Genomic DNA, 23,919 nt, shown 5'->3' with positions numbered 1-23,919 from the left:
CCCGGCTGTTGCCGGCCCGCAACCAAAATCAAGAGGACGACGGATCCGCCGGCAAATCCGGCGCGATTCGCATGGCGTGGTCATGGTCGAGCAAGCAATGGTCCTGCCGCGCAGGAGTGGGTTCACGTCGGCGGCGCTGTGGACGGGATTTCTCAGTCATAAATGGTTCATCCTCGCGGTCATCGTTCTGCTCGGACTCGGCGTCTGGCAGGGCACGCGGCTGATCCTCGGGCCCGCGGTCGTGGTCGACCAGGTCAAGACCGGGCACCTGGCCGAGACTGTGGTGGCAAGCGGTCATGTCGAGACGCCCTATCGGGTCGAGATCGGCAGCCAGCTCACCGGCACGGTGGAGGAGGTGCTGGTGCAGCAAGGCGAGAAGGTCACCAAGGGCCAGCCCCTGATCTCGCTGGAATCGCGTGAGTTGAAAGCGAGCCGGGTGCAGGCGCAAGGCGCCGTTGCGCAGTCCGAGGCGCGGATCAGGCAGCTCGAGGAATTGACGCTGCCATCGGCCAGGGAGGCCCTGACCCAGGCCAAGGCGACGTCGCTCAACGCCCAGCAGACTTACGACCGCACCGCGCAGCTTGAACACAACGGATATGCGACGCGCGCTGCGCTCGATGATGCCCAGAAGACGCTCGACGTCGCGCGCGCCCAGATGCGATCGGCCGAGTTTCAGGTGTATACCGCGAGCGCCGGCGGCAGCGACTACGTCATGGCGCAGACCCTGCTCAACCAGGCGCGCGCCAATCTCGACACCGCAGACTCCCGGCTCGGCTATGCCACGATCGCGGCCCCCCGCGACGGCGTCTTGATCACGCGCAGCGTCGAGCGCGGCACGGTGGTGCAGCCGGGCAAGGCGCTGCTGGTGCTCGCGCCGACTGGCGAGCTGCAACTGGTGTTGCAGATCGACGAGCGCAATCTCGGCAAGATCGCGCTTGGGCAGACGGCGCTCGCGTCCGCGGACGCCTATCCCGACCGGCGTTTTGCCGCCGTGATCAGCTATATCAATCCCGGCATCGACATTTCCCGCGCCTCGGTCGAGGTCAAGCTGACGGTGGCCGATCCGCCCGACTATCTGCGCCAGGACATGACGGTCTCGGTCGATGTCGAGGTCGCGGCAAAGGACGGCGCCCTGGTGCTGCCGACGCGTTCGGTGCACGATATCCTCTCTGGCCAGCCCTGGGTGATCGGCCTCAAGGACGGCCGCGCCATCAAGCGCCCGGTTGGGGTCGGCCTGCACGGCAACAGCCATGTCGAGATCGTCGAGGGCCTTGCCGCCGGCGACGTCGCGATCCCGCAGAGTTCCGGCGTTCTGACCGGCCAGCGCATTCGGCCCGTCCTGCAATGAACCGCTGGCTGCCGTTCGAATGGACCGCGGCGGTGCGCTTCCTGCGCGAAGGCCGCCTGCAGACGATTTTCATCATCGGCGGGATTTCGATCGGCGTCGGCGTCATCGTTTTCATGTCGGCGATGCTTGCGGGACTGCAGGCCAACTTCATCAAGCGCGTGCTGACCTCGCAGCCGCAGATCCAGCTGCTATCGCCTGACCAGGTCGCGCGTCCCTTGCGCAACGGCGCAAGCGAGATCGAGGATGCGGTGGTGCAGCGTCCGAGCCAGCGTGTGATCTCGATCGATCAATGGCCGAAGATCAGGAACCAGATGCTGGCAATGCCGGAAGTCATTGCGGTGTCGCCGACGATCCTGGGTTCGGTGCTCGCGGTGCGCGGCGATGCCAGCCGCTCCGTGAACCTGACGGGCATCGAGCCGGACTCCTATTTCAAGATCGTCAAGGTCCCCGACTATATCGTCGCCGGCGAGCCTCGCTTGACCAGCGAGGACATCATCATCGGCATCGAGCTCGCCAAGGATCTGGGCGCCACCGTCGGCGACAAGCTCAACGTTCGCGCGGCGTCGGGCGCGACCCGCGTGCTCACGGTCTCCGGCCTCGTCGACCTCGGCAACAAGAGCGTCAACCAGCGCGTCAGTTATGCGGCGCTGCGCACCGCGCAGTCGCTGCTCGGCATGATCGGGGGCGTCACCACCATCGACATGACGGTCACCGACATCTATGCGGCCGAAGAGATCGCCCAGCGCATCCAGGCGGCCAACGTGGTCGAGGCCGACAGCTGGATCAAGACCAACGCGCAGTTCTTCACCGCAGTGCAGGCCCAGCAGAACACCAACACCCTGATCCGCCTGTTCGTCGGTCTCTCCGTTGCCTTCGGCATCGCGGCGGTGCTGGTGGTTTCGGTGATCCAGCGCTCCAAGGACATCGGCATCCTGCGCGCGATGGGCAGCTCGCGCGGCCAGATCCTGCGCGTGTTCCTGTTGCAGGGCGGGCTGCTCGGCTTCGTCGGCTCGCTGCTGGGCGCGGCGATGGGCGCGTTCGCACTGGTCTATTGGCACTCGGTGGCGCGCCAGGCCGACGGCACTGAATTATTCCCGCTGATCCTGGAGCGGTCGCTGTTCGTCTACACGGCACTGCTTGCCACCGTCACAGGCATCCTGGCAGCGATGGCGCCAGCGGTGCGGGCTGCGAAACTCGATCCGGTGGTGGCAATCCGTGGCTAGCGAGATCCTGAAGCTCGAGCGTGTGTGCAAGGCCTACAATGTCGGCCTCCCGACCGAGACCGAAGTACTGCACGACATCGACCTCAAGCTCGACCATGGCGAGTTCCTGGCACTCATCGGGCCGTCGGGTTCTGGCAAGAGCACGCTGCTCAACATCGTCGGCCTGCTCGACCGGCCGACTTCGGGCCGTCTTCTGATCAAGGGACAGGATACGGCCGCGCTCGACGACGCCGAGATCACCCGCCTGCGCGGCCACACGATCGGATTCGTGTTCCAGTATCATCTCTTGATCTCGGCCTTTACGGCGCGGGAGAATGTCATGATGCCGATGCTGGTCGACCGCGGTTTTCCCGGTGCGGACCTCGAGGCGCGGGCGGACCGGCTGCTGGCCCAGGTGGGGCTGGAAAAATTCGCCGGCAACCTCGCCAACAACATGTCGGGCGGCCAGCAGCAGCGGGTGGCTGTGGCGCGCGCGCTCGCCATGAGCCCGGATCTCGTGCTGGCCGACGAGCCAACCGGCAATCTCGACACCAAGTCGGCGGATGCCGTGTTCGACCTGATGCGGCAGGTCAACCGCGACAGCGGCACGAGCTTCCTGCTGGTCACCCACAACATGGACCTGGCGCGGCGCTGCGACCGCATCATCGAAGTGGTCGACGGTCGCATCCGGGCCTGAAGCGCATAAGCGGCGCCAAACGAGCCGGATTTTTAGGGGATATCAAGGGCTTGAAGCGCCCGCTGAGCCTCGAAAAAGCCCCGTTCTTGCTTGCCTAGAGGGGCTGCTTCCTTTATCCGGTTGGCTGCCTTGCGTGCGAGCGGCCCCGGCCGTGAATTGGGCTGGGCGCAGGCATGATCCCGGAAAAGTGGGTACCGGTTTTCCGGTAGGATCATGCGCACTAAAGAAAAATCTTCGAAGGGATTACCCGCGAATGGCCAACGTTGTCGTCGTCGGCGCCCAATGGGGCGACGAAGGGAAGGGCAAGATCGTCGACTGGTTGTCGGAGCAGGCGGACATCGTCGCACGCTTTCAGGGCGGCCATAACGCCGGCCACACGCTGGTCATCAACGGCGAGACCTACAAGCTCGCGCTGTTGCCTTCGGGCGTGCTGCGGCCATCGAAGCTCGCCGTGATCGGCAACGGCGTGGTGTTCGATCCGCAGGCCTTCCTCGACGAGGTCGCCAAACTCAAGGGCCAGGGCGTTGCTATCAGCCCGGACAATCTGCGCGTTGCCGAAAACGTCACGCTGATCCTGCCGCTGCATCGCGAGCTCGACGCGCTTCGCGAATCGTCCAACTCGGCGACCGCGATCGGCACCACCCGTCGCGGCATCGGGCCGGCTTACGAAGACAAGGTCGGCCGCCGCGCCATTCGGCTGATGGACCTCGCCGACCTCGACACGCTCCCGCACAAGATCGACCGGCTGCTGGCGCATCACAACGCGTTGCGCCGCGGCCTCAACCTTCCGGAGTTCGACGGCAAGGAGATTCTGGCCGAACTGACCGCGTTCGCGCCGCAGCTGCTGCCCTATGCCGAGACCGTGTGGCGTCTGCTCGATCAGGAGCGTCGCGCCGGCAAGCGCATCCTGTTCGAAGGCGCGCAGGGCGCGTTGCTCGACGTCGACCACGGCACCTATCCCTACGTCACCTCGTCCAACACGGTGGCAGCGCAGGCGGCGACCGGCACCGGCATGGGTCCGGGCGCGGTCGGCTATGTGCTCGGCATCTGCAAGGCCTACACGACCCGGGTCGGCCAGGGTCCGTTCCCGACCGAGCTGCTGAACGAGATCGGCGAAGAGATCGGCCGCCGCGGACGCGAGTTCGGGGTCAATACCGGACGCAAGCGCCGCTGCGGCTGGTTCGATGCCGTGCTGGTAAGACAGACCGTCCGCACCTGCGGCATCACCGGTTTGGCGCTGACCAAGCTCGACATTCTCGACGGCTTCGATTCGATCGAGGTCTGTGTCGGCTACAAGCTCGACGGCAAGGAGATCGATTATTTCCCGGCCGGCGAGGGCGCTCAGGCCCGGGTCGAGCCGATCTACGAGACCATCGAGGGCTGGAAGGAGCCGACGGCCAACGCCCGGTCGTGGGCCCAATTGCCGGCCCAGGCCATCAAATATGTCCGCCGGATCGAGGAATTGGTGGGGTGCCCGGTGGCGCTGCTTTCCACCAGCCCCGAACGCGAGGATACTATCCTGGTGCAAAATCCGTTTGAGGCTTAACGATGTCTTACCGGGACGCGCGTATCATTGAGTAGAAATGGCTGATTACTATCCGCTGATCGCCCGCGCTATTGCCGCCCTGGACCCCAACGCTCCCGGCGAAAGCCGTCGCGCGCTCTATGAACGGGCGCGTACGGCGCTGATCGCGCAGCTTCGCAGCGTTCAGCCGCCGCTCTCCGAATCCGAGATCACCCGCGAACGGCTGTCGCTGGAAGAGGCCGTCCGCAAGGTTGAATCGGAAGCCGCCCAGCGCGCCCGCGACGCCTCGCGTCCCGGTGGTGGTGCTCGCCCCAGTGGCAGCGGCGATGCGTTCCGCAGGGCCAGCACCCGTGCCGCCGAGGGCAACCCGGCTGCCGCCCCACCTGGTCCGCCCCGGACCCGTCCGGCGCCGCCGCCGCCGCGCGCCGACCGCCCGTCCTTCAACGTCGATGACCAGGGCGATGCCCAGCGTCCGCCGCGCGCGCCGCGTTTCGACGGGTCCCGCCAACCCGGTCCGTCCGCGCCCGGTCCGTCCGCGCCGCCGATGCCGGAGCCTCCGGCTCCACCGCCGGCCGGACGCGATCGCGCAGCTCCGCGCCGTCCGGCGGACGTCGGACCGGCGCCGGCATTGCCGTCGGCCCCGGGTGTGCGCGGCTTCCGCGACATCACGGCCGATGCCAACGATCTCGGCGGCGCCGCCGCGCAGGCCAACCGCGCCGCGCGCCGCACCTATGCCAACGTACCCTCGCCCTCGCCGGAATTCGACCGGCTGGAGCCGAGCCTGGAAAATCGCGTTGGCGAGGGCGAGGCGCCCTATTCCTATGACGAGTCGATCGAGGAGGCCGAGCGCTATGCGCCGCGGCCGCCGTCGGGGCGCCCGCACATTCCAGTCCTCGACCGCAATGCCAGGAAGCCCAAGCGCAGCGGCTCGATCTTCCCGTTCAAGAGCGCGATTGCCGTCGGCATCGTGCTGATTCTGGTTGGCGCCGGCATCCTCTGGGGCAGGTCGTTGGTCCAGACCGTGAGCGGCTTGTTCAAGTCCTCACCGACCCAGGTGGCGGAGGCGCCGAAAGATCCATCGCAGCCGCAGAGCAAGCCGAAGATCCCCGATCGCGTCGGCCAGCCCTCGGCGAGCGACCAGCCGGTCGCGCCGGTGGCGCAGAAGGTCGTGCTCTATGACGAGGATCCGGCCGATCCGAAGGGCAAGCAATATGTCGGCTCGGTGGTGTGGCGGCTCGAGCCGATCAAGGCCTCGGGCACCCAGAAGGCCGACGTCGCCGTGCGCGCCGACATCGAGATTCCCGACCGAAAGTTCAAGATGACGATGTCGTTCGTGCGCAACACCGATGCATCGCTGCCGGCGAGCCACACCATCGAATTGAACTTCACCGTTCCCACGGATTTCGCGGGCGGCGGCATCGCCAATGTGCCGGGCGTCCTGATGAAGTCGAACGAGCAGGCCCGCGGTACGCCGCTTGCAGGATATGCCGTGAAGGTCACGGATTCGAAGGTGACGGATCCGCTGAAGGGTCCGACCGGCATCTCGACCCTCTTCCTGGTCGGATTGTCGAATGTCGACGCCGATCGCTCCCGCAACATCCAGTTGCTGAAAGAGCGCTCGTGGTTCGACATGCCGATGGTCTACACCAACCAGCGCCGCGCCATCATCGCGATCGAGAAGGGCGCCCCCGGCGAACGCGCCTTCAACGACGCCTTCGCGCAGTGGGGCGATTAGGGCGACACTAGCCCTTATCGTCAGTCCGGAGCGCGAGCCTGGAATGACATCCAGATAGGCGCTACTGCGCAGCCGCTTCCCGCTTGCGCGGCGCCGTTGCGGCGGCCGCCTCGCGGTCCATGACGGCGCGGCAGCCGGGGCTGACCTGCGCCTTCTTCTGCACCATGCAGGCCCTGATCCGGGGGATGTCGGGGATTTCACTGGAGCACAGCCGCATCGCATCACCCGAGCACATCTGCTGCGCTTCGGACGAGAAGGCGAGGCTGGGCGATGTCTGGAGTGCGATGGCGGTGGTGGCGAGGGCGAAGAGAGTTGTGATGGTCTTGCAGCGTGTCATGAAGAATGCGTCCCCGAGTTCCGTTGGCTTGAGCCACTTGGTTTTGGGGCGCCGCACGCGGCTTGATTTGCCGCATGTCTCAGCCTTCACGCCGGGACCATTGGTCCCGCATGTGGTCGCTCGATTTCATGATGTTCGAATCGAAAAGTGCTGCGCCGCCCGAGTGAAGTATGCGCCATTGTCAAAGCGCTGCAATGGGCGGCGCGAATGAATTCGCAATTGTTGCGCCTACGTCACGCACAATACGCCTCCGCACTCATATGCCGATCTTACATGCCGATCTTACACACCATGGCTCTCGAACACCTTGCTGCAAGACCTCGACAGTTTTGCGCGGTTGGCTTGCAGGCAGCCTTGCACCGCACCGTCATTGCCGAGATCCTTACGGCAGAAACGTGAGGCGTCCCGCGAACAGGCATTCTGCTCCTGCGACGTTCCCATATGGCCTTGCGCGAGAACCGGCGTCATCGACGCGCCGGTCAGGGTTGCCAGGACGAGCGTCGCGGAGAGCACGGATTTGCGGAACATCGACACGACTCCAATTTAATGACGGGTACGAATTTCAAAGTCCTGTCAAAACGCGTCGCCTTGCCACTTGTTCCCGCCCTCCGGACGGCCGGCGGCTGGGAACCCCGCTATCCAAGCTTCCTGCCGCGCTGCTATAAAAGGGCCGATATGTGAGGGCTTTTGATGAAACGCTATCTGGTGTTTGCGCTGGTCGGGCCGTTCGTCGGCGGGTTCCTGCTGCTGCTGACGACGACCTATCAGTCCGGCTATTGGGCCCAGACCAACCTCGGCGAGGTCGGCAAGCTATTCGCAGTGTTCTTCAAGACCCTGCAATACAGCTATCTGTTCGGCTTCCTGCCGTCGCTCATGATCGGCGCGGTCGACGACATCCTGATGCATGTCAGGCGGGTCGGCCCGGGCTTGCGGATGCTGCTGGTCGGGCTGTTCGCCTTCGTCCTGGCGTCGCTGACCTACAGCTCGCGCGGGCCGGATTCGGGCGCGGTGCAGTTCATCCTGTATGGCCTCGTCGGCTTCGTGCCGGCGGTGATTTCGTCCTGGTTCGTGCATAGATATATCGAGGAGCCGCAAGCCGCGGCGGCCTCGACCTGATCGCGCGACGTTCGGGCGCAGCGCTGCAACCTCCGCCATTTTGGCGCGTTTCCTTCAGGCCATGACCATGTCTGACGACGATATTCTTGCTCCGCGCCGGCCCCGTTCCGGGGGCCGCTCGCACGCGCCCTTCTCGGGCACCGAGGCGCGCGGGCCGATCATCGACCAGGACGGCCATGAGATCCGCTCCGAAACGCTGCAGCAGGGATTTCAGGAGTTTCGCTTCGACTTCGGTCAAGGTAATCCGTTCGCCAATCTCACGCGGGAGCAGCGGATCGCGCGGATCGAGGCGATCGCAAAACTGCTCGACGTCGCCTTCGTCCTGCCCGGCACCAAGATCCGCTACGGCATCGACGGGCTGATCGGCCTGATCCCGATCGTCGGCGACATCATCACCACCGCGATCTCGCTGTGGCTGGTGCGCGAGGCGCGGGCGCTGGGGGCGCCCTGGTACATCACCGCGCGCATGCTCGGCAATGTCGCCGTCGACGGCGTGGTCGGCATCGTGCCGTTCGTGGGCGACGCCTTCGACGTCATGTTCCGCGCCAACATGCGCAATGTGCGCCTGCTCCGCCGCTGGCTCGACAAGCAGCCGCGTATCTGAGGTCCGCCCCAAAACGCAAAAGGCGCGACGGCCTTCGGCCGTCGCGCCTTTTGCGCACATCTGGCTTTGCGAAAAAGCTTACGCCGCGTCGGCGTCGGCGCTCTCGACCGGCTCGGGCTTGCGATGGCGCTCCAGCGGGAACGCTTCGCTCTCATACAGCGACCGGATGCCGTTCTGGTCGAAGCGTGCTTCCTCGACCTGGAGATAGGCCCCGTTCAGCGAATCCGTCGGCAACTGCTCCATCGCGAACTGCACGGCCTCGGCCGCGGTGCCGAACCGCCGATAGGTGAAGCCCGCGCGCTTCTTCTTGCGGATCGCGGCGGGGAAGAGTTCGGCGGAGGTGTTGAAGTTGAACGGACGCAGTGGACGCATGGTCAAAGACCTCGTGATCTTGTCTGGGGCTTTAAGCGCGTGGGGTTTGGGAGTGCGGAGGCCACGATCGGGTGGTCCCGCTGCACATCACTTTCGCCCCCCAATATAGGCTGTTTTGACAAAATTGCGACCCCTGCGATGGGAGATGATGAATCCGCGCATGGCAGCCCCGCAAGGGCTATAAACCAAGTAATTTCAATGCGTTGGATAGTTTACAGCTTGCCGAGAAGCAACAGCACGACCAGCACCACCAGCACGAGGCCGCCGATCCCTATGCCGGAATGGCCCATGCCATAGCCATAACCGCCGATCCGGCCGGACATGCCGCCCAGCAGGTAGATGATCACCAGGATGATCAGAATGGTCCCGAGTGACATTGGCGTCCTCCCTGGCGGCCGCCGGACTGCACGCATCGGCCACACCGCCAGACAAGAAAAGCACATCGCGGCGCCGGGTTCCATGGCGGAACCCGGCGCCGCGAAATGTTATTTTGGCTCGAGCTTCAGCGAAGCCGAGTTGATGCAGTAGCGCAGGCCGGTCGGCCCCGGACCGTCCGGGAAGACATGGCCGAGATGGCCGCTGCATTTGGAGCAGAGCACCTCGGTGCGGATCATGCCGTGGCTGACGTCCCGTTCCTCGTCGACATGGCTGTCGGCGGCAGGCGCGGTGAAGCTCGGCCAGCCGCAGCCGGAATCGAACTTGGCATCGGATTCGAACAGCACGTTGCCGCAGCCGGCGCAGACATAGGTGCCGGCGCGGTCGTCGTGCTCATACTCGCCGGAGAAGGGACGCTCGGTCGCCTTCTCCCGCAGCACTGCGTATTGCATCGGCGACAGCTCGCTGCGCCACTGCTCTTCGCTCTTGATGACCTTGTTGTCAGTGGTTTGGTCGTCTGTGGTTTTCGTCTTGGTGTCGGGCATGGATCTCCCGTTTCTTTAGTGATCTTGCTTTGTGCGATCTCGCGATCAGTTGGTGGCCTTGCTGGCACTCACCAGCGTCGGCTTTTCAATATAGTTATCCGCGAACAGCTTTTTCAGGTTCTCGACCTTGGGAAGGTCGTTATAGGCGATGTAGGGCTGGCTCGGATGCAGCGTCAGATAGTCCTGGTGATAGGCCTCCGCCGGATAGAACGCCTCGAGCGCGCCGACCTTGGTCACGATCGGCTTGTTGAACACCTTGGCACCGTTGAGCTGGGCGATATAGGCGTCCGCAACCTTCTTCTGCTCGTCGGAGGTGGTGAAGATCGCCGAGCGATATTGCGTGCCGGAGTCGGGTCCCTGGCGGTTGAGCTGGGTCGGGTCGTGCGCCACCGAGAAGTAGATCTGGAGGATCTTTCCATAGGAGATCTTCTTCGGGTCGTACTTGATCTCGACCGATTCCGCATGGCCGGTCGTGCCAGACGAGACGGTGTTGTAGTTGGCTGTCGCCTTGGCGCCGCCGGCATAGCCGGAGACCGCGTTGACGACGCCTGCGGTGTGCTGGAACACGCCCTGCACGCCCCAGAAGCAGCCGCCGGCGATGACGGCGGTCTGGATGCCGCTCGCCGCCGTCGCGTCCACGGTCGGGGCGGGGATCACCACCGCATCCTCGGCGGCCCGGGACGGCACGGCAAAGGCCAGCGTCAGGGCGGTGGTCGCGGCGAGCAGGGTCAGGAGGGCGGGACGGCGCATGGCAGGGCCTCTTTCCGGAAGGTGGGGATATTCTAGGTCGGTTGGCGCCGGGCGAACAGCCTGCCCGGCCGCATTTTCGCATCACTCGAGATACGGGTACAGCTACCGATTGTTACGCCCGGACGGACACGAGTCTGTGAAAGACCGCGGCCTGAGACAGCCGGCTTGGCGGGATCAGGAACTCCGCGCTAAGAGCATGATCCGGAAAAGTGTGAAGCGGTTTTCCGCAAAGATCATGTTCAAACAATAGATGAACCCGCGCGATCGACGACCGACTTAAGAAGTGGTGGCTGGAGCTGACCTGACAACATGCTGCGCGTCGTTTCCCTGACCCTCGTGATCCTCATCTCCGGCGCCGCGATTGCCGCGGCCGAGCCGCAGCTTGGCGACGATCTCACCCTTTGCCGTGACCGGCAGGCGGAGCCCCAGGCACGTGCGACCGCCTGCGACAATCTGCTCAACGCCGACCGCCTCACCGGCAAGGACAAGGCCATCGCGCTGTCCGTGCGCGGCAACACCCTGATCAACAAGCGCGACTATGGCCGCGCCATCGAGACCCTGTCCATGGCCGTCGACCTCGATCCCGAGTATGTCATCACGCTCAACCTGCGCGGCATCGCCTATGAGCGCACGGGCCAGGACGACCTCGCGATGGCCGACTACAACCTCGCGCTCCAGAAGCGCCCGACCTACGGCGTGCCCTACAACAACCGCGGCGTCATCCAGCTGCGCAGGGGCGCGCTGCAAAGCGCGCTCGACGATTTCAGCCTGTCGATCAAATACACGCCCAAATTCATCCTCGGCTGGACCAACCGCGCCCGCGTGCGCACGCTGATGAAGAACTACGACGGGGCGCTCGCCGATTTCGCCGAGGCCGAGAAGATCGATCCGGCCGCGCAGCAGATCGCCAGCAACCGCTGCATCACCTACGGGATGATGGGCAAGTTCGACCAGGGCTTGGCCGATTGCAACGGCCTGATCGAGAAGCAGCCGAAGAACACCTACGCGATCAACAACCGCGCCGACGTCTATATGATGAAGGGCGACCTCGACGCCGCGCTGAAGGACTACAACACGGCCATCCAGATCAACCCGAACAATGTCCGGGCCCATTCAGGCCGCGGCCAGATCTACGAGCGGAAGAAGGATCTCGCCCAGGCCCGCGCCGACTATCGCGCGGCGGCCTATTCGCTGACCAAGTTCGACGAGCTCGACGTCGCGCGCGCCCGCGCCGTCGCGCAGGAGCGGCTCGCCGCGCTGACGCCGCAAACGCCGGCGGGCGCGCCCACCGGCCGCCGTGTCGCGCTGGTGATCGGCAACGGCGCCTACAAGAACGTGCACGCACTGCCCAATCCGCCGCGCGATGCCAAATTGATCGCAAGTGTGCTGCATGATGTCGGTTTCCAGACCGTGATCTCGGTCAGCGACCTCACCCGCGACAAGTTCTTCGAGGCGCTGAAGACCTTTGCCGAGGAGGCGGAAAAGGCCGACTGGGCGGTGGTTTATTACGCCGGCCATGGTTTCGAGATCGGCGGGGTGAATTATCTCGTCCCTGTCGACGCCAAGCTTGCCGCCGACAGGGACGCCGAGGCTCAGGCGGTTGCGCTGGAGCAGGTGATCGCCGCCGTCGGCGCCGCGCGAAAAGTACGGCTGGTGATACTGGATGCCTGCCGCGACAATCCGTTCGCGCCGACCATGCAGCACACTCTGTCGCTGAAACTGGTCGACAAGGGCTTTTCCAACATCGAGCCCGGCGCCGGCTTCATGGTGGTCTACGCCGCCAAGCACGGCGAGACGGCGATGGACGGCGACGGCGGCGCCGACAGCCCGTTCTCGACGGCGCTCGCCCGCGAGATCAAGACGCCCAAGGTCGAGATCCGAAAGCTGTTCGACATCGTCCGCGACGACGTCTGGTCCGTGACCAAGCACGAGCAGCAGCCGTTTTCATACGGCTCGCCGCCGGGCAGGGAGGATTTTTATTTTGTGGTGGGGAAGTGAGGCGCTTGCCGGGATCGTAGCCCGCATGAGCGTAGCGACATGCGGGTCTTTCCATCCCGGATATCGCTGCGCTCATCCGGGCTACGGCAGCGTCACACGACGATACTCAACCTTTTCGCCGCGCGCGTAATCCCCGTATACAGCCACCTGGCCCGGCTCTCTCCAAACGCAAAACTCTCGTCGAACAGCACGACGTCGTCCCATTGCGAGCCCTGCGATTTGTGCACGGTCAGCACGTAGCCGTAGTCGAACTCGTCATAGGGCTTGCGCTGCTCCCAGGCGATCGCCTCGACGCCGCCCTCGAAGCAATCGGCGCGCACCGACACCTTCGTCACCTTGTGGCCAAGATCCTCGTCCGGCGATAGCCGCATAGAGAGGATGCGCGATTTCGCGCGCGTGGTGTTGCGCGACTTCACGCGCCAGAGGCCGCCGTTGAACAGGCCCTTCTTGCGGTTGTTGCGCAGGCAGACCAGCTTGTCGCCGGCGACCGGAAAGACATCCTCGATGTTCTGCCGCTGGCGCACGCGCATGTTGTAGGCGCGTCGGGTGTTGTTGCGGCCGACCAGCACCTGATCGGCGCTCATGACGCGATCGGGGTCGAGCTCCTTGCGCGACACCACCTCGCTCTCGCCATAGCGGCCGATGTCGAGCTCGCGGCCCTCGCGGACGTCCATCGACATCCGCACGATCGGATCGTCCTGGGCCTGGCGGTGCACCTCGGTCAGCATCGCGTCGGGCTCGGTGTTGGTGAAGAAGCCGGCGCCCTGGATCGGCGGCAGCTGTGCGGGATCGCCAAGCACCAGCAGCGGACAGTCGAACGACATCAGGTCGCGCCCCAGTTCGGCATCGACCATCGAGCATTCGTCGATCACGATCAGCTTGGCCTTCGAAGCCGGAGCGTCGTCCCAGAGCTCAAAACTCGGCTGCTCCTCGCCGGATTCGCGGGCGCGGTAGATCAGCGAATGGATGGTGGAGGCCTCGTCGCAGCCCTTGTTGCGCATGACCAGCGCAGCCTTGCCGGTGAAGGCGGCGAATTTCACCTCGCCGTCGACGCCGTCGGCGATGTGCCGCGCCAGCGTGGTCTTGCCGGTGCCGGCAAAGCCGAACAGCCGGAACACCGGCGGCGTGCCGTTCCGGCCGGGTTTTGCTTTCAGCCAGTCGCCAACGGCTTTTAGCGCGGCATCCTGATGCGGAGTGAATGTGGCCATGTCTGCTTTGAGGAAGGGCGAAACGGAGCGATTCGCCAACCCCAAAACTAACCATTCGCCCCGCCGGTTCAAGCGCATGGTAATCGCAATTCAAGGTCGCTTCCCCTGCGGCCATCCTTCGAGACGCCCGCCTTCGGCGGGCCCTCAGGATGAGGACGGGAGTGCGCGGCGGTAGTTTCGCAGGTTAGGATGCCCGTTAGCCTCATCCTGAGGAGGCTGCGAAGCAGCCGTCTCGAAGGACGAGGCGCTTGCTCAATCCCCGCCTATTGCCAGCCGGGAACGCCGCGCATGTCGGGCAGATGGTGGGCGATGCCCTTGTGGCAGTCGATGCAGGTCTTTTCCTTGGTGAACAGGAAGCGCTGGTGCGCCACCGAGGCCCGCGGCGACTGCTTTGTGATGTCCATGGAATCGGCGCTGTGGCAGTTACGACATTCCAGCGAATCGTTGGCCTTGAAGCGGGCCCATTCATGCGCGGCGAGCTCGAGCCGGTGATCCTGGAATTTCTCGCGGGTGTCGATCGTGCCGAAAAGCTTGCCCCAGACCTCCTTGGAGGCCTGCATCTTGCGCGCGATCTTGTCGGTCCAGTTATGCGGCACGTGGCAGTCCGGGCAGGTCGCGCGCACGCCGGAGCGGTTGCTGAAATGGATGGTCGACTTCAGCTCGGCGAAAACGTTTTCGCGCATCTCGTGACAGCCGGTGCAGAACTTTTCGGTGTTGGTCAATTCCAGCGCGGTGTTGAAGCCGCCCCAGAAGATCACGCCGGCGGCAAAACCCGCGAGCACCAGCACGCCGAGCCCGAACACCGAGCTCGGCCGGATCAGCACCTGCCAGAGATCGCGCGCGAAATCCCAGCAGCGCAGGATGAAGCTGCGCTTGTGCTTCAGGTTTTCCTGGGGTTCGTCGGCGGTCGTCATCGGCGGCCACCGGGGCTTGCGCGCGACAGCAGCGTGTCGATGTCCGTAAAATCGTTGCTCACGGGCGGCGTCGCCGTGTTCTGCGGCACGTGGCATTCCGTGCAGAAGAAGCGCCGCGGCGAGATCGAGGCCAGGAACTGGCCGTCACGGTCCATGAAATGCGTGATCGAGACCATCGGCGCCTGCGATTCCGCAATGCGTGCCCGCGCATGGCACGACAGGCATTTGTTGCCGTTGAGATCGATCTGGTAGCCGTCGATCGTGTGCGGGATCACCGGCGGCTGCTCCGGATAGTTGCGCACCTCCCGTTCCGACGTGTTGCGGTTCGGCAGCATCGGCGGCGCCGGGCCTTCGTCATTGAGCGGCGTCGGGCCGCGCAGACCTGAATTGACGGTCTGCGCGGTCAGCGAACTTGCGCCCGCGGCGATCGCGACCGCGAGCAGGGCGATTGCAAATCGTTTCATCATGACAGGTTCACCCGCTCAATGCGCACGGCGCATTTCTTGTAGTCGGTCTGCAACGAGATCGGATCGGTGGCGTCCAGCGTCACCTTGTTGATCAGCTTGGATTCGTCGAACCACGGCACGAACACCAGGCCACGCGGCGGCCGGTCGCGGCCGCGCGTCTCGACACGGACGCGGATGAAGCCGCGGCGGGAGACGACCTTCACCTCATCCCCGCGCCGGATCTTTGCCTCCGACGCGTCGTCGGGATGCATGAAGCAGACGGCCTCGGGGAACGCCTTGTAGAGCTCGGGCACGCGGCGCGTCATGGTGCCGGAATGCCAGTGCTCCAGCACGCGGCCGGTCGAGAGCCAGAACGGATATTCAGTGTCGGGCGATTCCGCGGCGGGCTCGAAAGGCAGCGCGAAGATGCGCGCCTTGCCGTCGGGATAGCCGTAGAACTGCACGTCCGCGCCCTGCTTGACGTAGGGATCGCTGCCCTCGCGGAAACGCCACTTTGTCTCTTGGCCGTTGACGACGGGCCAGCGCAGGCCGCGCTCGCGGTGATAGCTCTCGAACGGCGCGAGGTCGTGACCATGGCCGCGGCCGAACGAGGCGTATTCCTCGAACAGTCCCTTCTGCACGTAGAAGCCGAACGCCTTGGATTCCTCGTTGGAATAGCCCTCCTCGATCTCCGAGGTCGGAAACTTGTCGACCTGGCCGTTCCGGTAGAGCACGTCGAACAGCGTCTTGCCGCGAACCTCGGGCTTCTTGGCGATCAGCTCCTCCGGCCAGACCTCCTCGATCTTGAAGCGTTTTGAAAATTCCATGAGCTGCCACAGGTCGGACTGCGCTTCGCCGGGTGCCTTGACGAGCTGATGCCAGAACTGTGTGCGACGCTCGGCATTGCCGTAAGCGCCTTCCTTCTCGACCCACATCGCGGTCGGCAGGATCAAATCGGCCGCCAGCGCCGTCACCGACGGATAGGCATCGGAGACCACGATGAAATTGTCGGGATTGCGGAAACCCGGATAAGTCTCCTCGTTGGCGTTGGGGCCGGCTTGCAGATTGTTGTTGACCTGCACCCAATAGGCGTTGATCAGGCCGTCCTTCAACATCCGGCTTTGCAGCACGGCGTGCGCGCCGGGCTTGTCGGGAATGGTGCCCTCGGGCAGCAGCCAGAGATGCTCGGCCTTGGTGCGATGTTCCTTGTTGGTCACGACCATGTCGGCGGGCAGGCGGTGCGAGAAGGTGCCGACCTCGCGCGCGGTGCCGCAGGCCGAGGGCTGGCCGGTCAGCGAGAACGGGCTATTGCCGGGCGATGAGATCTTTCCGGTCAGAAGATGGATGTTGTAGACGAGGTTGTTGCACCAGACGCCGCGGGTGTGCTGGTTGAAGCCCATGGTCCAGAACGAGACCACTTTTGTTTTTGGATCGGCGTAGAGCTCGGCGAGCGCCTCCAGCCGGTTGAGCGGTACGCCGGACATTTCGGCCGCCTTCTCCAGCGTGTAGTCCGAGACAAACTTGATGTATTCGTCGTAGCTCATCTCGGTGGAATCGTTGGCCTTGGCCGCGCCGGTCGCCTTTTTCTGCAGCGGGTGCTCGGGCCGCAGGCCATAGCCAATGTCGGTCTGGCCGCGCCTGAAAATGGTATGCGCGGCGACAAAATCCTTGTTGACCCGCCCGGTCTTGATGATGTGGTGGGCGATCGCGTTGAGGATGTAGAGATCGGTCTGCGGCTTGAACACCATGCCGATGTCGGCGAGGTCGTACGAGCGATGCTCGAAGGTCGAGAGCACGGCGACGCGGACATGCGGCGCGGAGAGCCTGCGGTCGGCCACGCGCGTCCACAGGATCGGATGCATCTCCGCCATGTTGGAGCCCCACAGCACGAACGCATCCGTGGCCTCGATGTCGTCATAGCAGCCGGCCGGCTCGTCGATGCCGAAGGTGCGCATCATGCCGGCGACGGCGGATGCCATGCAGTGGCGCGCATTGGGGTCGATGTTGTTGGTGCGGAAGCCGGCCTTGAACAGCTTTGAGGCCGCATAGCCTTCCCAGATCGTCCACTGGCCGGAGCCGAACATGGCGACGCCGTTTGGCCCGCGCTTTTTCATGGCGTCCTTCCACTTCACCTCCATGATGTCGAAGGCTTCGGTCCAGGACACGGGGGTGAACTCGCCGTTCTTGTCGTATTGGCCGTTGGTCTTGCGCAGCATCGGCTGCGTCAGGCGGTCGTGGCCGTACATGATCTTGGAAAGAAAGTAGCCCTTGACGCAGTTGAGGCCGCGATTGACCTCGGACTTGATGTCGCCATGGGTGGCGACGACGCGGTTGTCCTTGGTCGCGACCATCACCGAGCAGCCGGTGCCGCAGAAGCGGCAGGCAGCCTTGTCCCATTTCAATTCGGATGTGTCGCGCTCAGTGACCAGATTGGCGGCGAGCGAAGGTCGCGGCATGCCCGCGGCGGCCATCGCGATGGCGGCGGCCTCGAGCTTCAGCATCTGGCGGCGGTCGAGCTTCGGCGATGTCATGATGGCTCTTCCTGACTCAGGCGGTTTCGATGGCGTGGAAGACGAGCGCCGCGGAATAGACGTCCGGCAGCGACTGGATGGTGTTGAGCATGGTGCCGAGGCTGCCGGCGTCAGGCGCTTCGGTCACGACGACGAGCTTGCCGCGCGTGTCGCGGGCGTGAATCTCGCAGCCGGGAAGGGCTGTGATCGCGGCTTCCAGCGCGTCGAGCCGCTCGGGGCGCGCCTGCACGATGATGCTGGCGATCTCGTAGCCCGGCGGCGGGACGATGCGCTCGGTGCTGAGCACCCGTCCCGTGATCAATGCACGGCGGTTGAGTGTGGTGTGGGCCATGATGCCTGTCTTTCGCTTTGGGATTTAATGCGGGGAGGTCGGTGGGCCCGGCGGGCCGGCGAACATCTGGTAGACCCAGACGCCGAGCCCGTAAGAGCCGACCGTTCCGACCGCGAGGACGGGCATCACGACCGCGGTCAGGAACAGGAACGCAAAAATCTCCATGCGCTTACGGCGCACGCGCGAAATCGTGTCGTCAGGGGCCGACATATTCGGTCTCTTTGAACTGGTATGGGGGAATCGGGACGGCATCCGGGCCGTTGCCTTGCTCCACTTTTGGTGCAGAAGGGCAGCTGACGCGTTGATCTGGATCAAGCTGTCGCGTTGCGATGATGGTTGCTGCCACGGCCACAAGCGCAATTTTGGATTGTGCACGCGCGAAGGCGATGCGAGAGTTGAGCTCTCGAACGGAGACGGCCAATTGTGAACGGGATGGGGCTCGCGGCGATCGATCTCGGGCTTCGCGGCGCGGCGAGCGGCGTGTTCCTGTTGATCGTCCTCGTGGCGCTTCAGCGCCGTGCCGCCAATCAGAACGCTTTTCTGGGCATCGCCATGTGCGCCGGCGGCGCCTTCTATGCAATCGTGACCGCACCGTACTTTCCCAAGGCATCATGGTGGTGGACGTCGCCGATCCTGTCCGCGCTGCCGGCCATGTTCTGGCTGTGGGCGCGCGCGGCGTTCGACGACGATTTCGTGCTCAGGCGCTGGCATGGCGCCCTTTGGCTGGCGATCGTGGCTTGGGGATTTGCAGTGTCGCTCGCTTGGCCGCGATGGCCCGCTTTGGCCAAGGGCGGCGGCAAGGTCCTGGCGGCCGTGGCCCTGGTGTTGGCCCTGGCCGCCGCGGTCCAGACGGTCAAGACCTGGCGTGTCGATCTGGTGATGCGGCGGCGGCGGCTGCGGCTGGCGATGCTCGCCATCAATGTCGTGACCATCGGACTCGTCGCTGTCGCGGGCTTCGCCGATATTCCTGTTGCTGCGCCCGGCGCCTCCGGCAGCCTGCCGACCGCGCTCAGCCTGTTCGTGGTGGCAACGCTTGCCGGCCTCGGCCTGTTCAGCGCACCGGCGGCGGCCCTCAACGGCGCCACGGCCGCGATCGCATCCGGAGATGTGCGGAGGGCAGCCGAGAGCGCGGATCGTGCCGCGGCGGGACGGGTCGTTGTCGACCCGATCCTGCTGCGGCGTCTCGACCATCTGATGACGGTGGAGCGAACCTACCGGCAGGAAGGTCTTGCGATCGGGGCGCTTGCGGCTCGGCTCGACGTTCCCGAGCATCGGCTTCGCCAGGCCATCAACGAAGGGCTCGGCTACCGGAACTTCAATGCGTTCCTCAATCGCTATCGCATCGGGGATGCCAAATTGGCGCTGTCCGATGTGACGCAACGGGAGGTCCCTGTGCTGACCATCGCGATGGATGCAGGCTTCCAGTCGATCGGACCCTTCAATCGCGCCTTCAAGGCTGAAACCGGCATGACCCCGACCGAATTCCGGCGCGAGGCGCTGAGCCGGCCGGACATGGCTGAAATAAGCCAACCGCGTCGAGAAATCGGCTAGCCGATTTCTGGATCAGGCGAGAGAGACTTGCCCCGATTGGGCAGACTGTGCGGCAGAAAGCCCTATCCAGCCAGCGCGAGCCCATCCATGTTCCAGTCGACCGCCACCGCCCCTGCACCCGAACGGCTCCACGCGCTCGATGCGCTCAGGGGCATCGCGTTGCTGCTTGGCATCGTCCTGCACGCGACATTGTCGTTTGTGCTGGCTTCACCCCGGTTCTGGATCATCCAGGACACCCATCCAAGCCTCGTCCTGAGCCTGCTGTCTTTCGCCATCCATGTCTTTCGGATGACGACCTTCTTCCTGATGGCCGGTTTCTTCGCCCGCATGAGCTTTCATCGCCGTGGGAGCTGGGGCTTCGTCAAGGATAGGTTGCAGCGGATCGCCCTGCCGCTCGTGATCGTGTGGCCGCTCGTGTTCACGTCCGTGGCGCTGGTGATCATTTGGGCCGCGAACTTTCCGAATGGCGGCTCGGTCCAATGGACGTCCGGCTGGCCCGCACTGCCGAATTTCCGCCTGACCCATCTCTGGTTTCTCTACGTTCTGCTGGAACTCTATGTCGCCATGCTGCTGCTGCGCGGCGCGATCGTCTGGCTCGATGCGTCGGGCAAGCTGCGAACATTCATTGACCGCCTCTTTGCGCGGATCATCCGCAATCCGATGGCTCCTCTGGTCTTGGCGATCCCGATCGGCATTGCTTTCTGTCTCGACCAAAGATGGGTCAATTTGACGGGTGTGAGAACGCCGGATCAATCGCTCATCACCAACGCGCAGGCCTGGATCTGTTTCGGCACCGCCTTCGGCGTCGGCTGGCTGTTGCATCGGCAGATCGATCTGTTGCGAACCCTCGAGCGGCGCTGGCTTCCGCATTTGTTGCTCGCGATCGTCCTGATCCTGATAAGCTTCGTGCTCTCGGGCGTGATGTTTTCCGCCCCGGGTGCGCCGAAACTGCCATACAGCTTCGCCACGCTCAGGCTTGTCTCTGTTGTCCTCTATGCACCCGCGATATGGATATCGACCTTCGCGGCGATCGGTCTCGCGCTTCGCTTCATGTCCGGCTTCAGCCGGACCTGGCGCTATCTCGCCGATGCGTCCTACTGGCTCTATCTGATTCACTTGCCGATCGTGATGGCGCTGCAGGTCGCGCTGTCGCAACTGAATTGGCCGGGGCTGATCAAGTTCGCCGTGATCCTCATCGTCGCGATTCCGCCGATGCTGGCGAGCTATCATCTGTTGGTGCGCTTCACCTTCATCGGTGCGGTCCTGAATGGCGGCCGCGCCGAAAAGCGTGTTCTCCCGCAAGGCGGAATTGCGACTGCGTAGACAGCGCCGCCTCACATACTAAGATGCCCGCAACAAAAATAAGCGGGAGAAGCGTCATGAAGTTCGGCATCTTTTACGAGCTGCAACTGCCGCGGCCCTGGGTGGCCGGCGACGAGCTCAACCTCTACCAGAATGCGCTCTCGCAGCTGGAGCTCGCCGACAAGCTCAATTACGACCACGCCTGGGTCGTCGAGCATCACTTCCTCGAAGAATATTCGCACTCGCCCTCGCCGGAATCCTTCCTCGCGGCGGCCAGCCAGCGCACCAAAAACATCCGGCTCGGCCACGGCATCCTCCAGCTCACCACCAATCATCCGGCCCGCGTTGCCGAGCGCGTCGCGGTGCTCGACCTGCTGTCCAACGGCCGCTGCGAATTCGGCATGGGCGAGAGCGCCTCGATCACCGAGCTGACGCCGTTCGGCCGCGACATGGAGACCAAGAAGGACGTGTTCGAGGAGGCCGTCGCCGCGATCTTCCCGATGTTCAAGGACGCCGGCAGCGAGCACCACGGCAAGTATTTCGACATCCCCTTGCGCAATGTCGTGCCGAAGCCGGTGCAGAAGCCGCATCCGCCGCTGTGGATGGCCTGCTCGCAACTGCCGACCATCGAACGCGCCGGCCGTCACGGCTTTGGCGCGCTCGGCTTCCAGTTCGTCAGTGCGGATGCGGCGCATGCCTGGGTGCACGCCTATTACAACGCGATGACCAAGCGGCTGAACAAGCTTGCCGACTACGAGATCAACCCGAACATGGCGCTGGTGTCGTTCTTCATTTGCGCCAAGACCGATGAAGAGGCCCGCGCGCGTGCCGACGGCGCCACCTTCTTCCAGTTCGCGCTGCGCTTCTACGGCGCCTCGCAGAACCGCCAGCGGCCTGCGCCCTACACCGTCAACATGTGGGACGAGTACAACAAGTGGAAGCGCGACAATCCGGAAGCGCAGGAGGCGGCCTTGCGCGGCGGCCTGATCGGCTCGCCCGAGACGATCCGCAAGAAGCTGAAGCGCTTCCAGTCGTCGCATATCGACCAGGTCATCCTGCTGAATCAAGCCGGCAAGAACAGCCACGAGCACATCTGCGAATCGCTGGAGCTGTTCGGCCGCGAGGTGATGCCGGAGTTCCAGAACGATCCGGCGCAGGCGGCGTGGAAGCAGGGCGTGATGAGCGGCGAGATCAAGCTGGAGGAGATCGACACGCAAGCTTTCTCCGACCGCTACGGCAAGCTCGCGGTCAACGTCGCGCCGGCGAAGGCGGCGGGGTAGAGCAATCGCATATCGCATTTTGCGCGACCTGAGCGCGCGCCTCGCCCTTCGAGACGACCGCTTCGCGGTCTCCTCAGGATGAGGCTAAGCGGCGTCGGTGCTCGTTAAAACGACGGCCACACACTCGGTCCTCATCCTGAGGGCCCGCCAACGGCGGGCGTCTCGAAGGATGGCCACAGGGGAATCGCTCCCATACGCGATTGTCCTGCGCTGCGAGGTAGGGGCCTGCTTCCTGCGCGCTGTCCTTGCTGCTATCCTCTCGCAAAATAACATCTGGGCGGAGGATACCCATGCGGCCCCACGCGATGGCCTCAACTCCAGCGGCTGCCGACATCACGCCCGCGGTGCTCGCGATCGGCCGCCCGGATTTCCCAAAAGTGCTGATCGACACGCTGCGCCGGCAGGCCGGCGTCGGCCATTGCATGGTGTTTGCGCTGACGCGCGCTGGTGCCACTCAGTGCCTGCTCGATGCCGGCAACATCCCGACCGGCGGCGATCTCGGCGCGGCCTATGCCGGGCAGTTCCACGAATCCGATCCCAACCGCGATGCGCTGTTCGAGGGTGAAGACAGCGCGCCGATCGCGCTGCCGTCCTTTGCGCCGCGCATGTATGGCGCGCGCTACCGGAAGATATTCTTCAACGACTCCGACATCGTCGACAAATGCGCCACCGCGATCTGGGTGGATGACACCTGCTTCTATGTCAATTTCTATCGCGTCACGTCCCAGGGCCGCTTCGGTGATGCCGAGCGTGCGCGCTTGCAGGCGATCGCGCCTGCGATCGGCGCCAGCGTCGCGCGTCATTTCCAGCAGGTGGCTACCGCGACGCCCGACCAGTCCCTCGCCATGCTGTTTGCGACACGCGCGCCACTCTCCGTGCTGACGCCGCGCGAGCAGGAGGTGTGCCGACACATCTTGCTCGGCTTCAGCTCCGAGGCAATCTCGCAAGCGCTCGGCATCAGCCTGCATTCGACGCTGACCTACCGCAAACGCGCCTATGAGCGGCTCGGCATCTCCTCGCAGAACGAATTGTTCTCGATCGTGCTGGGCTTGCTGGCAGCACCGCGCGGCCTGAACTGAGGGGGGACTCTAAGTTCGCGTTACCTGCTTCCGAGAGCAAAGCGGACAGGCGGTCCGCCCTCCGGGACCGTCGCCTTGAGGATCAATCGGCTTGTCGATCATGCTGGCTTGAGCTTCAATGTCGAGGGCTGACGAGAGTCAGCTTGTGACCCCTACCGGCAATTTCTTCGTATCTAATTAAGGTAGAGGAAACGCGGCACGACTACCAAGGTGCCGCAATGAAGACGATCCGCATTTCGACCCTGACTGCGCTAGCGATGTGGCTGGCGATATTCTTTCTTGGGGTGCTTCCGTACGCGGGTATCCGGACGCTAAACATAGAGAAACGCCCCCATGTCGTTGGGTTTTTCTCAAACTTCCGCGTAGTTTCCGGAACAAAGGGCTCCAGATACATTCTGGCCACCCTCGACTATGATCGACCAAGCTCTGGAGGTGAGGTGCATTGCAGGGTAGACCCTTATCGATTGGGTCCAGCCGGCACTGAGGCATCGAAACTTTCGAGCGCGCAATTCGCAGTACGGACAGACTCATGCGCGGAGGCGATTCAGTTGCCGCTGAGTAGTCCTCACGACCTTCGGGGCTGGATAACGCTCCTTTTGACGGGTTCGATGTACGCGGCTTTGGCTGGATTCGGTTATGGTTTCGCTCTGCTGCTCGACGAGAACATCGGAAA

24 protein-coding genes are annotated in these 23,919 nt (G+C 64.1%); 12 read left to right on the top strand and 12 right to left on the bottom strand.

Annotation, left to right across the window (positions count from 1 at the left end):
* Positions 1-82: 82 nt before the first annotated feature.
* The 5 genes from BMW89_RS34785 to BMW89_RS34765 all read left to right on the top strand — a co-directional run bounded on the left by BMW89_RS34785 (position 83) and on the right by BMW89_RS34765 (position 6,507).
* Complete coding sequence (locus BMW89_RS34785; protein ID WP_092034856.1) at positions 83-1,348, top strand: efflux RND transporter periplasmic adaptor subunit; 1,266 nt, start codon at positions 83-85, stop codon at positions 1,346-1,348.
* Positions 1,345-2,571: an ABC transporter permease gene (locus BMW89_RS34780; protein WP_092034855.1), complete on the top strand. Its 1,227-nt coding sequence runs from the start codon at positions 1,345-1,347 to the stop codon at positions 2,569-2,571. The genes BMW89_RS34785 and BMW89_RS34780 overlap by 4 nt, the downstream gene beginning before the upstream one ends.
* A complete protein-coding gene (locus BMW89_RS34775) occupies positions 2,564-3,247 on the top strand; it encodes an ABC transporter ATP-binding protein (protein WP_092034854.1) in 684 nt (227 codons plus the stop codon). The genes BMW89_RS34780 and BMW89_RS34775 overlap by 8 nt, the downstream gene beginning before the upstream one ends.
* Positions 3,248-3,500: 253 nt before the next feature.
* Positions 3,501-4,793, top strand: a complete 1,293-nt coding sequence (locus BMW89_RS34770) for an adenylosuccinate synthase (RefSeq protein ID WP_092034853.1) — start codon at positions 3,501-3,503, stop codon at positions 4,791-4,793.
* Positions 4,794-4,830: 37 nt separating this feature from the next.
* Positions 4,831-6,507, top strand: a complete 1,677-nt coding sequence (locus BMW89_RS34765) for a hypothetical protein (RefSeq protein WP_092034852.1) — start codon at positions 4,831-4,833, stop codon at positions 6,505-6,507.
* 61 nt (positions 6,508-6,568) lie between these two features.
* Here the strand turns inward: BMW89_RS34765 and BMW89_RS34760 are convergent, their stop codons facing one another.
* Entirely contained in the window at positions 6,569-6,844 is a 276-nt protein-coding gene (locus BMW89_RS34760; protein WP_502686413.1) for a hypothetical protein, read from the bottom strand.
* A 282-nt stretch (positions 6,845-7,126) separates the two neighbouring features.
* Positions 7,127-7,372, bottom strand: coding sequence for a hypothetical protein (locus BMW89_RS34755; protein ID WP_092034850.1), 246 nt, complete (start codon positions 7,370-7,372; stop codon positions 7,127-7,129).
* A 162-nt stretch (positions 7,373-7,534) separates the two neighbouring features.
* On the opposite strand from BMW89_RS34755, the gene BMW89_RS34750 reads away from it, so the two are divergent.
* Together BMW89_RS34750 and BMW89_RS34745 are read left to right on the top strand one after the other, a co-directional pair.
* Positions 7,535-7,960: a DUF5413 family protein gene (locus tag BMW89_RS34750; RefSeq protein WP_092034849.1), complete on the top strand. Its 426-nt coding sequence runs from the start codon at positions 7,535-7,537 to the stop codon at positions 7,958-7,960.
* A 61-nt stretch (positions 7,961-8,021) separates the two neighbouring features.
* Positions 8,022-8,564: a DUF4112 domain-containing protein gene (locus BMW89_RS34745; RefSeq protein WP_092034848.1), complete on the top strand. Its 543-nt coding sequence runs from the start codon at positions 8,022-8,024 to the stop codon at positions 8,562-8,564.
* Positions 8,565-8,642: 78 nt separating this feature from the next.
* On the opposite strand, the gene BMW89_RS34740 is transcribed toward BMW89_RS34745, so the two are convergent.
* The 4 genes from BMW89_RS34740 to msrA all read right to left on the bottom strand — a co-directional run bounded on the left by BMW89_RS34740 (position 8,643) and on the right by msrA (position 10,606).
* The gene (locus BMW89_RS34740) at positions 8,643-8,936 is read right to left on the bottom strand and encodes a hypothetical protein (protein WP_092034847.1); all 294 of its coding nucleotides are present in this window, start codon (positions 8,934-8,936) and stop codon (positions 8,643-8,645) included.
* 212 nt (positions 8,937-9,148) lie between these two features.
* Positions 9,149-9,313, bottom strand: coding sequence for a DUF3309 family protein (locus tag BMW89_RS34735; protein ID WP_092034846.1), 165 nt, complete (start codon positions 9,311-9,313; stop codon positions 9,149-9,151).
* A gap of 108 nt (positions 9,314-9,421) precedes the next feature.
* Positions 9,422-9,856 (bottom strand): peptide-methionine (R)-S-oxide reductase MsrB, encoded by a 435-nt coding sequence (gene msrB / locus BMW89_RS34730; protein ID WP_092034845.1) that lies wholly within the window; start codon positions 9,854-9,856, stop codon positions 9,422-9,424.
* A gap of 45 nt (positions 9,857-9,901) precedes the next feature.
* Complete coding sequence (gene msrA / locus BMW89_RS34725) at positions 9,902-10,606, bottom strand: peptide-methionine (S)-S-oxide reductase MsrA (protein WP_092034844.1); 705 nt, start codon at positions 10,604-10,606, stop codon at positions 9,902-9,904.
* A gap of 309 nt (positions 10,607-10,915) precedes the next feature.
* Here msrA and BMW89_RS34720 point away from each other — a divergent pair, with 309 nt between their 5' ends.
* Complete coding sequence (locus BMW89_RS34720; RefSeq protein WP_092034843.1) at positions 10,916-12,604, top strand: caspase family protein; 1,689 nt, start codon at positions 10,916-10,918, stop codon at positions 12,602-12,604.
* 92 nt (positions 12,605-12,696) lie between these two features.
* On the opposite strand, the gene BMW89_RS34715 is transcribed toward BMW89_RS34720, so the two are convergent.
* The 6 genes from BMW89_RS34715 to napE form a co-directional block, all read right to left on the bottom strand.
* The gene (locus tag BMW89_RS34715) at positions 12,697-13,812 is read right to left on the bottom strand and encodes an ATP-dependent DNA helicase (RefSeq protein WP_092034842.1); all 1,116 of its coding nucleotides are present in this window, start codon (positions 13,810-13,812) and stop codon (positions 12,697-12,699) included.
* Positions 13,813-14,075: 263 nt separating this feature from the next.
* Entirely contained in the window at positions 14,076-14,726 is a 651-nt protein-coding gene (locus tag BMW89_RS34710) for a NapC/NirT family cytochrome c (RefSeq protein WP_092034841.1), read from the bottom strand.
* Positions 14,723-15,193: a nitrate reductase cytochrome c-type subunit gene (locus BMW89_RS34705; protein WP_092034840.1), complete on the bottom strand. Its 471-nt coding sequence runs from the start codon at positions 15,191-15,193 to the stop codon at positions 14,723-14,725. Before BMW89_RS34705 ends, BMW89_RS34710 begins: the two co-directional genes overlap by 4 nt.
* Complete coding sequence (gene napA / locus BMW89_RS34700) at positions 15,190-17,703, bottom strand: nitrate reductase catalytic subunit NapA (protein WP_092034839.1); 2,514 nt, start codon at positions 17,701-17,703, stop codon at positions 15,190-15,192. The genes BMW89_RS34705 and napA overlap by 4 nt, the downstream gene beginning before the upstream one ends.
* A 16-nt stretch (positions 17,704-17,719) precedes the next feature.
* Entirely contained in the window at positions 17,720-18,034 is a 315-nt protein-coding gene (locus tag BMW89_RS34695) for a chaperone NapD (protein WP_092034838.1), read from the bottom strand.
* A 24-nt stretch (positions 18,035-18,058) separates the two neighbouring features.
* The gene (gene napE, locus BMW89_RS34690) at positions 18,059-18,244 is read right to left on the bottom strand and encodes a periplasmic nitrate reductase, NapE protein (protein ID WP_092034837.1); all 186 of its coding nucleotides are present in this window, start codon (positions 18,242-18,244) and stop codon (positions 18,059-18,061) included.
* Positions 18,245-18,466: 222 nt separating this feature from the next.
* Between napE and BMW89_RS34685 the strand changes: the two genes are divergently transcribed.
* The 4 genes from BMW89_RS34685 (at position 18,467) to BMW89_RS34670 (ending at position 23,246) form a co-directional block, all read left to right on the top strand.
* Positions 18,467-19,585: an AraC family transcriptional regulator gene (locus BMW89_RS34685; RefSeq protein ID WP_092034836.1), complete on the top strand. Its 1,119-nt coding sequence runs from the start codon at positions 18,467-18,469 to the stop codon at positions 19,583-19,585.
* Positions 19,586-19,672: 87 nt separating this feature from the next.
* On the top strand, positions 19,673-20,908 hold the full coding sequence (locus BMW89_RS34680; protein ID WP_092034835.1) for an acyltransferase family protein: 1,236 nt from the start codon (positions 19,673-19,675) through the stop codon (positions 20,906-20,908).
* Positions 20,909-20,964: 56 nt separating this feature from the next.
* Positions 20,965-22,167, top strand: coding sequence for an LLM class flavin-dependent oxidoreductase (locus BMW89_RS34675; RefSeq protein WP_092034834.1), 1,203 nt, complete (start codon positions 20,965-20,967; stop codon positions 22,165-22,167).
* 290 nt (positions 22,168-22,457) lie between these two features.
* The gene (locus tag BMW89_RS34670; protein ID WP_092034833.1) at positions 22,458-23,246 is read left to right on the top strand and encodes a helix-turn-helix transcriptional regulator; all 789 of its coding nucleotides are present in this window, start codon (positions 22,458-22,460) and stop codon (positions 23,244-23,246) included.
* Positions 23,247-23,919 lie beyond the last annotated feature (673 nt).

Origin of the sequence: Bradyrhizobium sp. OK095 (genome assembly GCF_900109945.1) — a bacterium.
Lineage (GTDB): Bacteria > Pseudomonadota > Alphaproteobacteria > Rhizobiales > Xanthobacteraceae > Bradyrhizobium.
Note: the sequence above shows the minus strand (reverse complement) of the source record. Positions and strands in the feature narration are given on the sequence as shown.

Coding starts and splice junctions, on each gene's coding strand:
- BMW89_RS34785 (WP_092034856.1), top strand. CDS start 83: ATGGTCGAGCAAGCAATGGTCCTGCCGCGCAGGAGTGGGTTCACGTCG.
- BMW89_RS34780 (WP_092034855.1), top strand. CDS start 1,345: ATGAACCGCTGGCTGCCGTTCGAATGGACCGCGGCGGTGCGCTTCCTG.
- BMW89_RS34770 (WP_092034853.1), top strand. CDS start 3,501: ATGGCCAACGTTGTCGTCGTCGGCGCCCAATGGGGCGACGAAGGGAAG.
- BMW89_RS34765 (WP_092034852.1), top strand. CDS start 4,831: ATGGCTGATTACTATCCGCTGATCGCCCGCGCTATTGCCGCCCTGGAC.
- BMW89_RS34760 (WP_502686413.1), bottom strand. CDS start 6,844: ATGACACGCTGCAAGACCATCACAACTCTCTTCGCCCTCGCCACCACC.
- BMW89_RS34755 (WP_092034850.1), bottom strand. CDS start 7,372: ATGTTCCGCAAATCCGTGCTCTCCGCGACGCTCGTCCTGGCAACCCTG.
- BMW89_RS34750 (WP_092034849.1), top strand. CDS start 7,535: ATGAAACGCTATCTGGTGTTTGCGCTGGTCGGGCCGTTCGTCGGCGGG.
- BMW89_RS34745 (WP_092034848.1), top strand. CDS start 8,022: ATGACCATGTCTGACGACGATATTCTTGCTCCGCGCCGGCCCCGTTCC.
- BMW89_RS34740 (WP_092034847.1), bottom strand. CDS start 8,936: ATGCGTCCACTGCGTCCGTTCAACTTCAACACCTCCGCCGAACTCTTC.
- BMW89_RS34735 (WP_092034846.1), bottom strand. CDS start 9,313: ATGTCACTCGGGACCATTCTGATCATCCTGGTGATCATCTACCTGCTG.
- msrB (WP_092034845.1), bottom strand. CDS start 9,856: ATGCCCGACACCAAGACGAAAACCACAGACGACCAAACCACTGACAAC.
- msrA (WP_092034844.1), bottom strand. CDS start 10,606: ATGCGCCGTCCCGCCCTCCTGACCCTGCTCGCCGCGACCACCGCCCTG.
- BMW89_RS34720 (WP_092034843.1), top strand. CDS start 10,916: ATGCTGCGCGTCGTTTCCCTGACCCTCGTGATCCTCATCTCCGGCGCC.
- BMW89_RS34715 (WP_092034842.1), bottom strand. CDS start 13,812: ATGGCCACATTCACTCCGCATCAGGATGCCGCGCTAAAAGCCGTTGGC.
- BMW89_RS34710 (WP_092034841.1), bottom strand. CDS start 14,726: ATGACGACCGCCGACGAACCCCAGGAAAACCTGAAGCACAAGCGCAGC.
- BMW89_RS34705 (WP_092034840.1), bottom strand. CDS start 15,193: ATGATGAAACGATTTGCAATCGCCCTGCTCGCGGTCGCGATCGCCGCG.
- napA (WP_092034839.1), bottom strand. CDS start 17,703: ATGACATCGCCGAAGCTCGACCGCCGCCAGATGCTGAAGCTCGAGGCC.
- BMW89_RS34695 (WP_092034838.1), bottom strand. CDS start 18,034: ATGGCCCACACCACACTCAACCGCCGTGCATTGATCACGGGACGGGTG.
- napE (WP_092034837.1), bottom strand. CDS start 18,244: ATGTCGGCCCCTGACGACACGATTTCGCGCGTGCGCCGTAAGCGCATG.
- BMW89_RS34685 (WP_092034836.1), top strand. CDS start 18,467: ATGGGGCTCGCGGCGATCGATCTCGGGCTTCGCGGCGCGGCGAGCGGC.
- BMW89_RS34680 (WP_092034835.1), top strand. CDS start 19,673: ATGTTCCAGTCGACCGCCACCGCCCCTGCACCCGAACGGCTCCACGCG.
- BMW89_RS34675 (WP_092034834.1), top strand. CDS start 20,965: ATGAAGTTCGGCATCTTTTACGAGCTGCAACTGCCGCGGCCCTGGGTG.
- BMW89_RS34670 (WP_092034833.1), top strand. CDS start 22,458: ATGCGGCCCCACGCGATGGCCTCAACTCCAGCGGCTGCCGACATCACG.